The sequence below is a fragment of the Pseudooceanicola sp. NS-SX8 genome (genome assembly GCF_057380755.1).
In genome coordinates, this window is record NZ_CM170819.1 from 4234322 (window position 1) to 4248041 (window position 13720).

The following is a 13720-nucleotide window of genomic DNA, read 5'->3' on the forward strand; positions in this document are numbered from 1 at the left end:
CGGCAGCCTGCCGCGCCTCCTTCGCGGCCTACGTAAGCAAAAGGCGCGTGACGCCTTGCGACCTCCGGTGCGACGCCGCCGCGCTGGCACCGACCTGCTGCTTCAACCCGCCGAAAATACTCCGGGGGTGAATTGAGCCGCAGGCTCAAGAGGGGGCAGCGCCCCCTCCCCCCCAGAACCGGCTTCCCCCTAAACCGTTTCCCCCGCCTCCATCCGCTCCAGGAAGCGACCCGCCTCCGACAGGATGGTCTCCCGCTTCTTCGGGTCCATCCGATCCCAGCTGGCATAGATCCGGCCCATGCGGTGGTTGCCCTCGAACCTCTCCCGGTGGCGCAGCAGGAAATCCCAGTAGAGCAGGTTGAAGGGACAGGCCCCCTGCCCCGTCTTGGTGGTGGCGGAATAGTCGCAGCCCCGGCAGTAGTCCGACATCTTCGCGATGTAGTTGGCGCTGGAGACATAGGGTTTCGACGCGATGACGCCGCCGTCGGCAAACTGGCTCATACCGAGGGTATTGGGCGCCTCGACCCATTCGAAGGCATCGACATAGACCGAAAGATACCAGTCGTGCACCTCGGCCGGGTCCACCCCGGCCAGCAGGGCGAAGTTGCCCGTCACCATCAGCCGCTGGATGTGGTGGGCATAGCCCAGCTGCCGTGTCTGGCCCACGGCGGCAGAGAGGCAGGCCATCTTCGTCGGCGCGCCCCAGTAAAGCGGGGGCAGCGCCCTGTCATGGCCCAGCACGTTCCGCCCGGTGTAATCCCGCCCCTCCAGGAAGTAGATGCCGCGCACGTATTCGCGCCAGCCGATCACCTGGCGGATGAACCCCTCGGCCGAATTCAGCGGCACCTTTCCCGCCTCCCAGGCGGCCTGCACGGCATCGCAGACCTCCTGCCAGGTCAGCAACCCCAGGTTCAGCGCGGGGGAGATCAGCGCATGGTTCAGGTAGGGATCATCGGTCAGCATCGCGTCCTGGTAGCGGCCGAAATCCGGCAGGCGGCTGCGGATGAAATGCGCCAGCGCCTGGCGGGCCTGGGCCCGGGTGACCGGCAGGTCGAAGGGCTCCAGGTCACCGAAATTGTCGCCGAAGCGATCCCAGACCAGGGCCAGCACCTCGCGTGTTGTCCCGTCAGGGGTGAAATGCATCGGCTCTGCTCGGAAAAGGTCGGGCCCGCCCCGGGGCGGCGGTTCACGGTTCGCCGCATCGAAGTTCCAGGCGCCGCCCGCGGGCTGGTCTCCCTCCATCAGGTAGCCCGTTTCCCGCCGCATCTCGCGGTAGAAATACTCCATCCGCAGGGCCTTGCGCCCCTCGGCCCAGGTTTCGAACCGGGCGTGGGAGGCAAGGAACCGGTCATCTTCCAGCATCTCCAGCCGCAGCGGCAGATCCCGCAGCGCGTCGATCAGGCGCCACTCCCCCGGCTCGGTGGCAAGCACGCGGTCCGTCCCGGCCTCCTGTGCCCGGCGCAGCAGTTCGCCGGGGATCGACCCCGCGTTGTCGGGGTCCTCCAGGCGGGTGTAGGCCACCTGCCAGCCCTCCGCGCGCAGCTCTTCGGCGAAGTGCCGCATGGCCGACAGGACCAGGGCGATCTTCTTCGGGTGATGCGGCACATAGCCGGTCTCCTCCGCGACCTCGGCCATGACGAGGATATCGCGGGCGCGGTCCGCGGCCCGCAGGGCGGCAAGCCCGTGGCAGAGCTGGTCGCCCAGGACGAGGACAAGGCGGCGCGGGCCAGTGGCGGAATTGTCAGTGTCGGAAACGGTCATGCGGGGAGTACGCACCAGCCTGCCCTGCGGTTCACCCATGTCAGCCAGGGGCGTACCTTTCCCGCAGCGGCCCAAAGCAAGCGAAGCCCGAACGCACAGGGCCTGAAAACGTGAGCGCCGGCGCGAGAACATGTCTCGCACCGGCGCCTGTGCCGCGGGTTCCGATCGCCATGACCCTGCCAGCTTCGCGCCCTCCTGCGTCGCTGGCAGCTGATCGGTTCCTCTCGCGGCTATCCCCTCGGCGGCCCCTTCCCCAAGAAACCACCTAATCGGGATTGCTGTAGTCTGTCGGGGCGCGGGCTGGCGATTGAGCTTGCCCATCTACCCCGGGTCGTCTTCGGCGTGCCGAAGCGCGCCCCACCCTCCGGCGTCAGCCGCCGGAATTCCTTTGCGGCGGATTATTTCTCCGCCAGGGCTTCGAACCAGCCGGCGTTGCGGCAGTAGTTCGGCGTATGATCCGCATGGGCATGCTCTTCCTGCCACTGGGCGCAGGCGCCCGCTTCGCGGCAGGTGGCGCAGCGCAGGACCGCGCCGCGATAGCCCGCGGCCACGCTTTCATTCGTCATTTCCTCGGACAGGTCGATGCCGACCCGTTTGGCCATGCCACCCATCAGGTCCATGTGCTTGTCGAGTTTCGTGAAAAATCCCATCTCGCGTCTCCTTGGGCGGTACCGTGGCGGGGTCATTCCGCCGCCTGCCCTATCCTTTCGTTCCCGGCCGCCATCGGGGCGGTCGCCGTCGTTCACATCGTGGCGAAGACCAGCGCGTTCTCGCAGCCTTCGATGGCCTCGGCGCGGGGCGCCTCCTCCAGTTCGGCCCGGTTCAGCCAGAGCTTGCAGGCGCAGGTCACCTGGCAGCCGCGGCAGCGGGTCACCATGTCGGACCATTCGGAGGCATCGAGCCGGCCATCTTCCATGGCCCGCGCCGTGTCGCAGCCCAGCGTTTTCGCCATCCGCTGCACCAGCCAGTAATGTTCCCTCTGGTCGCCCATCGGTTTCATCGCGCTGTCTCCTTCAGGTCACCCTTTCATTCCGTCCCGGTGTTCCCCGGGTATGGGGGGAGGTTTAGACTCACCTTCGCCGAGTCTCCTTGATCTCGATCAAGTTGACATTGACAATCATATTTAGGGAGATCACCCCCGACCCGGCCCGGGTGTCACAGAGGCCAGAACAGCAGGATCAGCGGGATCGAAACGGCCACCACCAGAATCTCCAGCGGCAGGCCCATGCGCCAGTAGTCGCCAAAGCTGTAGCCGCCGGGGCCCAGGATCAGGGTGTTGTTCTTGTGACCGATGGGCGTGAGGAAGGCCGAGGAGGCCGCAACGGCCACCGCCATCAGGAACGGATCGGGGGAGACGCCGAAACTGGCCGCCATGGAAATGCCGATGGGCGCGGCGACGATGGCGGTGGCGGTGTTGTTGAGCACATCCGACAGGGTCATCGTCACCACCATCAACGCGGTCAGCACGGCCCAGGCCGGCCAGCCGTCCGTCAGTTCCACGAGGGCGTTGGCGATCAGCTCGGTTCCGCCGGAACTTTCCAACGCGGATCCCAGCGGGATCATCGACCCCAGCAGGACCACCACCGGCCATTCGATGTGATCGTAAAGCTCCTGCAGGGGCACTATCTTCAGCAGCAGGTAGGCGATGACGACGAAGCCAAGGGCGATCGGCAGGTGCAGCAGGCCGAAGCTGGCTGCGGCCACGGCGGCGGCGAACAGGCCTATGGCGGCCCAGGTCTTGGAATTCTGCGTCACCGCCAGGCCGCGATCGGCCAGGGTCAACGCCCCCAGGTAATCGGCCACGGTGCCGCCGGTGTCCTTGGGCACCAGCAGCAGCAACAGGTCGCCGGGCTGGATCGGCGTGCGGCGCACACGCTGGGTGATCCGCCGCCCCTGACGCGAGATCCCCATCAGCACGGCCCGGTGCCGCCAGCTGACCCCGACGGCCTGCGCCGTCTTGCCGACGATGCGTGCATCGCGGGGCACCACGACCTCAAGGATATCCAGGCCCGCGCCCTCTGCCTGCAGCTTCTCCTCCCGCTCCTTGTCGGAGAACGACAGGTTCAGCGCGCTGCGAAACTCGTCCAGCGCCTCCGGCACCGCTTCCAGCACCAGCGCGTCGCCCTCGCGCAGCGCCACGTTGCGGGACTGCCCGTAAAGCCGTTGCCCGTCCCGGATCAGGCCCAAGACGGCGACGTCGCATTTCTCCGCCTCGGCGTAGGTCTCTCCCAGGCGGCGGCCGATCCACTTGCTGCCCTCGGGCACCGTCAGCTCGGCCACGTATTGCGCCAGCTCCGCTTCCGACAGGGGGCCGCCTTCGGGCTGCGGGATCAGTCGCCAGCCGACAAGCGCGACGAAGGCCAGCCCGGCCAGCGCCGTCAGCCCACCCACCGGGGCGAAATCGAACATGGCGAAGCTTTCGCCAAGGCTGTCCGCGCGGATCGCGGCGATGATGATGTTGGGGGGCGTGCCGATCAGCGTCGCCATGCCGCCCAGGATCGTCGCGAAGCTGAGCGGCATCAGCGACAGCCCCGGCGCCCGGCCCGCCTTCTTGGCGGTCTGGATGTCCACCGGCATCAGCAGGGCCAGCGCCGCCACGTTGTTCATGAAAGCCGAAAGCACACCGCCAATGCCCCCCATCAGCGCGATATGCGCCCCCAACCCGCGAGAGGCATCCACCAGCGTCCGCGTGATAAGGTAGACCGCCCCCGACCGGACCAGCCCGGCAGAGACCACCAGCACCAGCGCCACGATGATCGTGGCCTCGTGCCCGAAGCCGCTGAAGGCCTCCTCGTAGGGGACAACGCCGGTCGCGACGCCGGCCATCAGCGCGCCGAAGGCCACGAGGTCATAGCGGAAGCGCCCCCACAGGAGCAGGGCGAAGACGGCGAAGAACAGGCCGAAGAGGATCATCTGGTCGGTGGTCATGAAGCGACAATAGCGCGCCCGCGCCTCAGGTCACGCGCGACCTCACCCGCACCCCACCCGCACGGGCTCGGATCCGCTCATCCTCCGCCCAGGGTCCGGCCATCGCCCGGCGACTTGGGCGCGCCGACGCGCGTCATGCCCTTGCGGTTTCCCCGGGATGGGTGGCCATCAGCAGGACAGCAATACCCCCGGTTTCGACAGGTCCCAGGGATAGAAGCGGGCAAACTTGTAGCTGTGCCGCCCCTCAACCCGGACCCTCAGGTCGTCGCCGCCCCAGGTCCTGGGCTTGCCACCCGAAATGGGGTTGGTGGTGCGGGCGTAATAGTAGATTTCTGCATCCGCGGCCATCGGCCCCAGCAAGGCCCCGCCCGGCGGCAGAAGTTCCCAGGCGACTTTCTCCCAGGCGCCACCGGCCCCGCGGAAGAACCAGGCCACGTTGATGTTGTCGTCGCAGTTGCTGAACAGGCGGCCCCGGAACCGAAGCTCGCCCGCGCTATCACAGATCACACGGGCGGTGGGCCCCTGCTCACTGATCGAGCGATGGATATAGGGCAGATCGTGTTCGCCCCCAGGCGCCAGCGCCATGCTGTCCGCGGACCAGGTGCGCCCCTGATCATAGGCGTAGAAGTAGTAATCATCGCCATTGGTGGTGAAGGGGCCGATCCGCTCACCCGGATTGGCCGCATGATAGCGCGGGGTGACATAGCCACCGTCAAGATCGCTGTAGATCAACGCGATACGGATCGGGTCGGTACAATCGTTAGTGAAATAGAGGTCACTGGCCGCCCGCCCCTTACCCGCCCCCGCGATCAGCACGAGCAGACCCAGGGCAAGGCAGGCCAGTCGAAAAGCCAGTCTGCGGGCGGTGGTTCGGCGGGCCATCATGCCCGGCAAGCTGCGAATGGATCCGGGGGCGAAAGAACGGGCGGTCATCTCAACTCCGACAGGAAAGGGATTGGGGATAATGATCAGGGATATGCCCAAGCAAAGCGAACTGTGCAGGACCGCGCAAGCCGCTTTCCCGTCAAGCCGGCCCGCATCGCCCCACAGGCCCCCGAACTGCCCCATTCCGCCGCAGCAGGGACCAGGCCGCACCGCGATGGCCTACATCGCCCCTGACGCCCCCGGCCCTTCGCGCACGATCTGGAAGATCGCCTCGATCACGTTGTCGGTGGCCACCGCGGCCAGCACCATCCCCATGACCCGCCCCACGATGGCGGCGCCGCCCTGTCTGATCACCCGCAGGATCGGCCCCGCCGCCAGCATGCACAAGAAGGCGCAAAGCAGGACCGACAGCATGACCGCGGCCGTCACCGCCTGTTCTGGCACGGAAAAGCGGTTGTTGTCGGTCAGAAGCACGATGGCCAGCATCGCCCCCGGCGATGCGAGCGAGGGCACCGCCAGCGGATAGATCGCCGGGTTGTGCCCATCCGCCAGCTGATCCGAGCGGTCGCCCTGGCCGAAGATCATGGTCAGCGCGAAGAGGAACAGGATCATGCCCCCCGCGATCTGGAAGGCCGGCAGGCTGATGCCCAGGGCATCGGTCAGGAACTGCCCGAAGACCAGGAAGAACAACAGCACCCCCGCCGCCCCGAGAGAGGCCTGGACCGCCGCCCTGCGCCGGGCGGCTGCGGCCATCCCCGCCGTGACCGCCACGAAAACCGGGATGGTCCCGATCGGGTCGATCACCACCCAGAGGGTCACGAATTGTTCGAACAGGTCGTCTGTCATGCAGGCGGCACTCCGGGGGCTGGATGCGGGTGGGGAAGGCACCCCCGGCAGGCCGGGCGCACTTCTCTCTATGTGGCCCGTCGGGCAGGCGGAACAACCCCTGCCCGCCACCCGCCGCACAGCTGCGCCCTGCCCGCATCACCCCACGCCCGCGCATGTCCCGCGCGAAGCGGCGCAGGCACCTTGCAGGCAGGTACTGCTCTCGCGTATAGAGGCGCGAATTCAGACATACGCAACGACCGAGACCGGAGGCACCGATGGCCGGCCACTCTAAATGGGCGAACATCCAGCATCGCAAGGGACGCCAGGACGCGGCCCGTTCGAAGCTCTTTTCGAAACTGTCCAAGGAAATCACCGTGGCCGCCAAGATGGGCGACCCGGATCCGGACAAGAACCCCCGCCTGCGCCTGGCAGTGAAGGAAGCGAAGTCGAACTCCGTCCCCAAGGACGTGATCGACCGCGCCATCAAGAAATCCCAGGCCGGTGAAGGTGACGACTACGAGGAGATCCGCTACGAGGGCTACGGCCCCAACGGCGTGGCGATCATCGTCGAGGCAATGACCGACAACCGCAACCGCACCGCGTCCAACGTGCGCTCCACCTTCTCCAAGAACGGTGGCAACCTGGGCGAAACCGGCTCCGTCGGCTTCATGTTCGACCGCAAGGGCGAGGTCGTCTTCCCCGCCTCCGTGGGCGATGCCGATGACGTCATGATGGCCGCCATCGAGGCCGGCGCGGAAGATGTCGAAAGCTCCGAAGAAGGTCACGTGATCTACTGCGAGGACACCGACCTGGCCGCCGTGGCCGCAGCGCTGGAAGAACAGCTGGGCGAAAGCGAGTCGACCAAGCTGATCTGGAAGCCGACGACCACGACCGACATGGACCTGGAAAACATGCAGAAGCTGATGAAGCTGATCGACGCGCTGGAAGACGACGACGACGTCCAGCGCGTGACGGCCAACTTCGAAGCCTCCGACGAGGTGATGGAACAGCTCTGATCGGGCCCGCTCCACACCAAAGGACATGAAACCGCCCCGCAGCCAGCCTGCGGGGCGGTTTTGCTTTCCACGTACTCAGGGGCTCAGGATCAGGGGATCAGGTAGGCGCATCCGTGCCGCCGCCATCGGTCCCTCCATCGGTCCCGCCGCCGCCTCCCCCGTCGCTGCCCCCGTCACTGCCCCCGTCACTACCGCTGTCGGAACTTTCCGACCGCTCCTCGTCCTCCCTGCGCAGATCGGCCTGCAGGCGGTCATTGCGTTTGACCGCCGACAGCAGCCGAGAGAACTTGCTGAAGAGGACGTAGGGGGCGCTCAGGTCCAGGTCCTCCGGGATCGGCACGGTCTGCTCCGGATCCTCGCCCCAGGCCACGCCGCGCTCCAGATCGAAGTCGAAGCATTCGCCGTTGTAGCACTGCACGTCGTTCGGCTCGAGGTAGATGATCAGCGTTCCGTCATCCAGCCAGGTCATGCGGTTTGTCTGGGGCCCGACGGTCACGCAGGCGCCAAGGGGAAGGCCCAGGATCACCCCCAGGGTCAGGGCGGTCCGCACGGGACGCAGGGCGCGCCCCCGGAACAGGTTGTTGAACGACGGGCGGGAGGCTCCGGACGGGAGCCGCGGGGAAGAGATCATGAAATGCATCCTGAAAACGCGAACTGACTGAAATGCCGATCAAAACGACCGGCTGCGGGTTAAAGGACCCAAGTTAGCGAAGGCCAGGCACAGGTCAAGGTCGCGCCGCCGGGGCGCAGGCCGGGCTGCTGGTCAGCGGTCCGGTGCGGGACAGTCAAGCACGGTCGCGGGCGCATCGGGCAGGGTCCTGCCATCCCCCCGGGCAAGATCGAACAGGCGCATGCGCAGGACCCGGGAGTCGAGGGTCACATCCTTCCAGTTGCGCCGCGACCTGGCGATGCTGGCGTCTACCTCTCCCTGGATCACCACCTGGGCCATCTGCCCCCCGTGGAGATAGGGTCCGGTTTCGGCATAAAGGTAGAAGCCGCCCCGCTCCGTTGCGCCCAGGTCCATCAGCGCGCCCGGCTTGATCTCTTGCCAGTAGCTCGGCGGATTGCGGCTGCCCTCCGGCAGGACCGAAACGAGGAAGGGCCGGTGGCAAGTGTTGATCACCCGGATCCGGGTCGCCCCGCCGCCCCCTTCGCAGGGAAGGTCGATGGTCTGCGGCCCGGTTCCGGGGCTCAGCCGCAGGGCGACGGCGGGCAGGATCACCCGGCCCGCCGGGCTGCGCAGCGGGCTGCGCGGCTGTTCCAGGGTGACCCCGGGTTCGGACCAGGTTCCGCTGCGCGCCAGAACCGCGACCCGAAGGTCGCGCCGGCGGGCGTCGATCAGAAGGCCGGTCTCTCCCGGTTCGATCCGCACGAAGTCCCCGCCCCGGAACGGCCCGTGATAGGCGCCCTCCGCCGCCACCGCGTGAACCGGTTCCCGGCAGAGGTTGCGCAACCGCACCTCTGTCGCGGCTGCGGGACCACCCGCCCAGGACAGCAGGCAGGCCAGGAGGACCGGGATCAGGGCCGGATGGAAAGGGATACGGCTGGGAAGACGACAAGACATGCGGCAAGCGTAGAAAGCATGTCCCGGCGGATCAAATGAAATGGGCTGTCATCGCGGCCCGGAGTCCCGGGCCAATGGGTGCGGGATGGCGGGCGGGGCGAGGCCCGCAGGGCGAGCGGCGCCAACCATCCCGCCAGCCAATCAGCCATGCGCGCCCTCAGGCCAGCTTCTCGGCAAAGAAGGCTTCCAGCCCGGCCCAGGCCCAGCGCGCGGCAGTTTCGGAATACCGCATTCCGGCGGCATTCGCGGCCGGGTTGGTAAAGGCATGGCCGGTATGGCCGAAGGCATGGATCTGCCAGTCATCGCAATGCGCGGTCAGCTCGGCCGCAAGGGCGACGGCGGCCTCGGGCGGGGCCAGCGGATCGTCCCAGCCATGCATCACCAGAAGCGCGGCCTGCATCTTGCGCGACCCGGCAGGTGGTGCGTCGAAGATGCCATGGATCGGCACGCCCGCGCGGAACTCGGCGCCCGAGCGCGCCAGGTCCAGAACCCCCTTGCCCCCCAGGCAAAATCCCATGGCCCCAAGGCGGTCTTCCTCCACCCGTGCCAGGCCGCCCAGCGCCGCCAGCGCATCCTGCATCCGTCGCGCGAACTCCGGCCGGTCGGCCATCAGCGCGGCCATCCAGCGCCCGGCCTCGGCGCCATCACGCGCCCGGGCGCCGCCGCCGTAGTAATCCGCCGCCAGCGCGGCATAGCCCAGCCCCGCCAGCCGGTCCGCGGCATCACGTTCGAAATCGGACAGCCCGCCAAAGGCCGGGGCGATCAGCACCCCCGCACAGGGTGCCTCGCCCTCCGGCATCGCCAGGTAGCCCAGGCTCTCCACCGCACCGCCGCGATAGGCGAAGGCCCTGCCAGACCGGCTCATCGCGGTCTCCTCACGCGGTTTCCTCACTGGCCTGGGGCCTCTTCGCTCGTTTCATCCGTGGCAGCGGCGTCAGCACCAGAGTCGCTCTCCGGCTCCGCTGCATCGTCCCCGGTGGCCGCAGTGCCGTCCTCAAGAACGCCGTTGACCCACTGGCCCGACAGGACCTCGCCGGAGGCATAGGTCAGCGTGCCCTGGCCATGGCGCCGGCCCTCGACGAAATCGCCTTCGTAGACATCGCCGTTGGTATAGGTCGCGACGCCCTTGCCGGTCATCTCGCCCTCTTTCCAGTCACCTTCGTAGGTGAAACCGTCGGGCATGGTGATCGTGCCGGTCCCGTCGCGCTTGCCCGCCTTGAAGCCACCCTCGTAGACCATGCCGTCGGGATAGGTCGCCTTGCCCTGCCCCTCGCGCTGGCCGGCGACCCAGTCGCCTTCGTAGACGAAGCCATCGGCATCGCGCATCACGCCATAGCCGTCGTTCTTGGCATCCTTGAAGCCGCCCTCGTAGGTCAGGCCAGAGGCAAAGACGGCCTTGCCCTGCCCCTCGATCACGCCCTGCGACCAGTCGCCTTCATAGGTGGCGCCGTCGGGATAGGTGATCTTGCCCTTGCCGTCGGCCACGTCATCGGCGAACTGGCCTTCGTAGACGGAGCCGTCGGGATAGGTCACACGCCCCTCACCGGCGATCTTGCCCGCCTCCCACTGGCCCTCGTAGCGATAGCCGTCGGCACCGGTGAAGACGCCCTGGCCCTGGCGCTGATCCTCGGCGAAACCGCCCTCGTAGACGTCGCCGTTGGCATAGGTGACCTTCCCCTCGCCCTGGCGCTTCCCGGCCACCAGCGTGCCCTGGTAGATGTCGCCGTTGGGCTGGGTCAGCTTGCCCGTGCCTTCGATCTGGCCATCGACCCAGTCGCCTTCGTAGGTCAACCCGTCCGCCATGATCAGCGTGCCGGTGCCCTGGCGCTTGCCGCCCTTGATCTCGCCTTCGTAGGAGGTGCCGTCGGGATAGGTGATCTTGCCGATCCCCTCCTTCACGCCGTTCACCCAGTCGCCATCGTAGATATAGCCGTCGGGGTTCTCCATCCGGCCGCGCCCGTCGTGCATCGCATTGCGGAAGCTGCCTTCGTAGCGCACGCCATTGGCATATTCGGCGATCCCCTTGCCGGTGATCTTGCCGTCGGCCCACTCCCCCTCGTAGGTGCCCCCGTCAGAGAAGGTGATGCGCCCGATTCCCTCGGGCTTGCCCTTGGCGAATTCGCCCTCGTAGACGGAGCCGTTGGGGAAGACAGCGCGCCCCTGGCCGCGGATCTCTCCCGCCACCCAGTCGCCGCTGTACTCATACCCGTTGGGCAGGCGGTAGGTGCCGTAGCCGTCCTGCAGCCCGTCCTTGAAGGTGCCCTCGTAGACCCCGCCATCCTCGTATTGCTTGGTCTGGACCAGGTTATCCTGCGCGGTCACCCCGCTGGCGACAACCGCCAGCCCGAGGCTGCCCACTACCAGAAAGCTTTTCAGAACCTTGCTCATGGTTACTCCCTGAACCGCCGCGTCGCTTCTTCGTCGCTGGGTCCGAACCCTGCGTTCGGCGGCCTTGCTGGTCTGGCGAAAACCTATGCGACCGGAACAGGGGGGGCAACGCCTTTCGCCAAATCGTCTTTCCCTCGGCGGGTCTGGCCGTTAAGCAGGCGAAGACCCCCGAAAGGGGCCACACTGCTCAAGGGAAACAGGACATGGCGGACAGGTTCTCGATCTGGCTGGCACAGCTCAACGCAACCGTGGGCGATCTGAAAGGCAATGCGGACAAGGCCTTCGCGGCCTGGGAAGCGGGTCGCGACGCGGGCGCCGACCTCGTCTGCCTGCCGGAGATGTTCATCACCGGCTACCAGACCCAGGACCTGATCCGCAAACCGGCCTTCTACCTGGATGCCATCGCCGCGATCGACGCCCTGGCGCTGCGCTGCGCCAAAGGCCCCTCGCTGATGATCGGCGGGCCCCATGTCGAAGGGACCGAGCTTTACAACGCCTATCACCTGCTGCGCGGCGGCCGCGTGATTTCCCGCGCGTTGAAGCACAACCTGCCCAATGACACCGTCTTCGACGAGGTGCGCCTTTACGACAGCGGCCCGCTGGGCGGTCCCATCGCCGTGGGCAATGCCCGCGTCGGTTTCCCCGTCTGCGAAGATGCCTGGCACCCCGAAGTCTCCGAGACCCTGGCCGAAACCGGGGCGGAGTTCCTGGTGGTGCCCAACGGCTCCCCCTATGCGCGGCACAAGATGGACATCCGCTTCAACCACATGGTCGGCCGGGTGGTCGAAACCGGGCTGCCGCTGATCTACCTCAACCTCGTGGGCGGCCAGGATGACCAGGTCTTCGACGGCGGCTCCTTCGGGCTGAACCCCGGGGGCGAACTGGCCTTCCAGATGCCCGTCTTCGACGAGGCACAGCAGATGATCACCCTGGAACGCGGCCCCGACGGCTGGCGGATCACCGCCGGCGAAAAGGCCCACATGCCCGATGAATGGGAGCAGGATTACCGCTGCATGGTCGAATCCCTGCGCGACTACTGCGGCAAGACCGGCTTCCGCCGTGTCCTGCTCGGCATGTCGGGCGGCATCGATTCGGCGCTGGTCGCCACCATCGCCGCCGATGCCCTGGGCCCTGACAACGTGCGCTGCGTCATGCTGCCCTCCGAATACACCTCCCAGCACAGCCTGGAGGATGCGGAGGCCTGCGCCAACGCGCTCGGCTGCGCCTACGACTACGTGCCCATCTCCGGCCCCCGCGCCGCCGTGACCGAGGCACTGGCGCCGCTCTTCGAAGGCACCACCCCGGACATCACCGAGGAAAACATCCAGTCCCGCCTGCGCGGCCTGCTGCTGATGGCGCTGTCGAACAAGTTCGGGTCGATGCTGCTGACCACCGGCAACAAGTCCGAGGTCGCGGTCGGCTACGCCACGATCTACGGCGACATGTCCGGCGGCTACAATCCGATCAAGGATCTCTACAAGACCCGCGTCTTCGAGACCTGCCGCTGGCGCAACGCCAACCATCGCGACTGGATGATGGGCAACGCGGGGGAGGTCATCCCCGACCGCATCATCACCAAGCCGCCCTCGGCCGAACTGCGCCCGGATCAGAAGGACAGCGACTCGCTGCCCGACTACCCGGTGCTCGACGGGATCCTGACCATGCTGGTGGATGACGAACGCTCCGTCGCGGACTGCGTGGCCGAAGGCTACGACCGCGACGACGTGAAGAAGGTCGAACGCCTGCTCTACCTGTCCGAATACAAGCGCTTCCAGGCCGCCCCGGGCGCCCGTCTGACGCAGGCCGCCTTCTGGCTCGACCGGCGCTATCCCATCGTCAATCGCTGGCGCGACCCCAGCTGAACCGCCACTTTGCCCCCACCGGGCGCGCGCCCCTGCCCGGTGCGGGGGCGGACGCCGCCCAACGGGCAGGGGCGCGGCGCCAGGCTGATCCTTTTGCCTGTCCAAAGGCGCGCGCGCCCCTTACCCCTGTCCCATGCCCACGACCCAGCACACCCGCGATCCCCTCTCCCGCGCCTTCGCCCGGTTCACCCGGCAGGACGTGCTGGATGCCATCGACTTGATCGACCACTACGGAGAGGCCTGGCTGCGGGACCGCACAGGCCGCAGGCGTCAGGCCAACGCGATCCTGATCTTCGAAGGGCGCCCCTACCCGGCCAAGGCCACCGGCTATCTCGCCGCGCAACTCTGCGCGGGCATCGCCCAGGTCGAAGGAACGCCGGTCAAGGTCGACCGGGTGCTGCGCGCGCTGACCCGCTGCGGCTTCGAGATCAGCGAAGACACCCCTGGCCCCCACGCCGACACCACGCCCTGCCGCGAAGAATAAGTCG

The 13720-nt window shown here is 67.3% G+C and carries 13 protein-coding genes; 3 read left to right on the top strand and 10 right to left on the bottom strand.

The window, feature by feature from the left end; all coding sequences use genetic code 11:
- Nucleotides 1–189: 189 nt before the first annotated feature.
- The 6 genes from AC2IR1_RS19350 to AC2IR1_RS19375 form a co-directional block, all read right to left on the bottom strand.
- Nucleotides 190–1761 carry a cryptochrome/photolyase family protein gene (locus tag AC2IR1_RS19350; RefSeq protein ID WP_486476438.1) on the bottom strand — a complete coding sequence of 524 codons (1572 nt, stop codon included), beginning with the start codon at nt 1759–1761 and terminating at the stop codon, nt 190–192.
- Between the two features lie 398 nt (nt 1762–2159).
- Nucleotides 2160–2411, bottom strand: coding sequence for a DUF6455 family protein (locus AC2IR1_RS19355; RefSeq protein ID WP_486473612.1), 252 nt, complete (start codon nt 2409–2411; stop codon nt 2160–2162).
- Nucleotides 2412–2503: 92 nt separating this feature from the next.
- The gene (locus tag AC2IR1_RS19360) at nt 2504–2761 is read right to left on the bottom strand and encodes a DUF6455 family protein (protein ID WP_486473613.1); all 258 of its coding nucleotides are present in this window, start codon (nt 2759–2761) and stop codon (nt 2504–2506) included.
- 155 nt (nt 2762–2916) lie between these two features.
- Nucleotides 2917–4689 (bottom strand): SLC13 family permease, encoded by a 1773-nt coding sequence (locus tag AC2IR1_RS19365; RefSeq protein WP_486473614.1) that lies wholly within the window; start codon nt 4687–4689, stop codon nt 2917–2919.
- 168 nt (nt 4690–4857) lie between these two features.
- Nucleotides 4858–5622 (bottom strand): hypothetical protein, encoded by a 765-nt coding sequence (locus AC2IR1_RS19370; protein ID WP_486473615.1) that lies wholly within the window; start codon nt 5620–5622, stop codon nt 4858–4860.
- A gap of 171 nt (nt 5623–5793) precedes the next feature.
- Nucleotides 5794–6420 carry a MarC family protein gene (locus AC2IR1_RS19375; RefSeq protein ID WP_486473616.1) on the bottom strand — a complete coding sequence of 209 codons (627 nt, stop codon included), beginning with the start codon at nt 6418–6420 and terminating at the stop codon, nt 5794–5796.
- Nucleotides 6421–6677: 257 nt separating this feature from the next.
- Here AC2IR1_RS19375 and AC2IR1_RS19380 point away from each other — a divergent pair, with 257 nt between their 5' ends.
- Nucleotides 6678–7418 (top strand): YebC/PmpR family DNA-binding transcriptional regulator, encoded by a 741-nt coding sequence (locus AC2IR1_RS19380; protein ID WP_486473617.1) that lies wholly within the window; start codon nt 6678–6680, stop codon nt 7416–7418.
- A 97-nt stretch (nt 7419–7515) separates the two neighbouring features.
- Here AC2IR1_RS19380 and AC2IR1_RS19385 read toward each other — a convergent pair whose 3' ends face one another.
- The 4 genes from AC2IR1_RS19385 to AC2IR1_RS19400 all read right to left on the bottom strand — a co-directional run bounded on the left by AC2IR1_RS19385 (nt 7516) and on the right by AC2IR1_RS19400 (nt 11370).
- Nucleotides 7516–8049: a hypothetical protein gene (locus tag AC2IR1_RS19385; protein ID WP_486473618.1), complete on the bottom strand. Its 534-nt coding sequence runs from the start codon at nt 8047–8049 to the stop codon at nt 7516–7518.
- A 132-nt stretch (nt 8050–8181) separates the two neighbouring features.
- Nucleotides 8182–8982 (bottom strand): hypothetical protein, encoded by an 801-nt coding sequence (locus AC2IR1_RS19390; RefSeq protein ID WP_486473619.1) that lies wholly within the window; start codon nt 8980–8982, stop codon nt 8182–8184.
- 157 nt (nt 8983–9139) lie between these two features.
- On the bottom strand, nt 9140–9847 hold the full coding sequence (locus tag AC2IR1_RS19395; RefSeq protein WP_486473620.1) for a dienelactone hydrolase family protein: 708 nt from the start codon (nt 9845–9847) through the stop codon (nt 9140–9142).
- Nucleotides 9848–9870: 23 nt separating this feature from the next.
- A complete protein-coding gene (locus AC2IR1_RS19400; RefSeq protein WP_486473621.1) occupies nt 9871–11370 on the bottom strand; it encodes an MORN repeat-containing protein in 1500 nt (499 codons plus the stop codon).
- A 203-nt stretch (nt 11371–11573) separates the two neighbouring features.
- Between AC2IR1_RS19400 and AC2IR1_RS19405 the strand changes: the two genes are divergently transcribed.
- Together AC2IR1_RS19405 and AC2IR1_RS19410 are read left to right on the top strand one after the other, a co-directional pair.
- Entirely contained in the window at nt 11574–13232 is a 1659-nt protein-coding gene (locus AC2IR1_RS19405) for an NAD+ synthase (RefSeq protein WP_486473622.1), read from the top strand.
- Between the two features lie 133 nt (nt 13233–13365).
- Nucleotides 13366–13716 (top strand): ScoMcrA-related endonuclease, encoded by a 351-nt coding sequence (locus AC2IR1_RS19410; protein WP_486473623.1) that lies wholly within the window; start codon nt 13366–13368, stop codon nt 13714–13716.
- Nucleotides 13717–13720 lie beyond the last annotated feature (4 nt).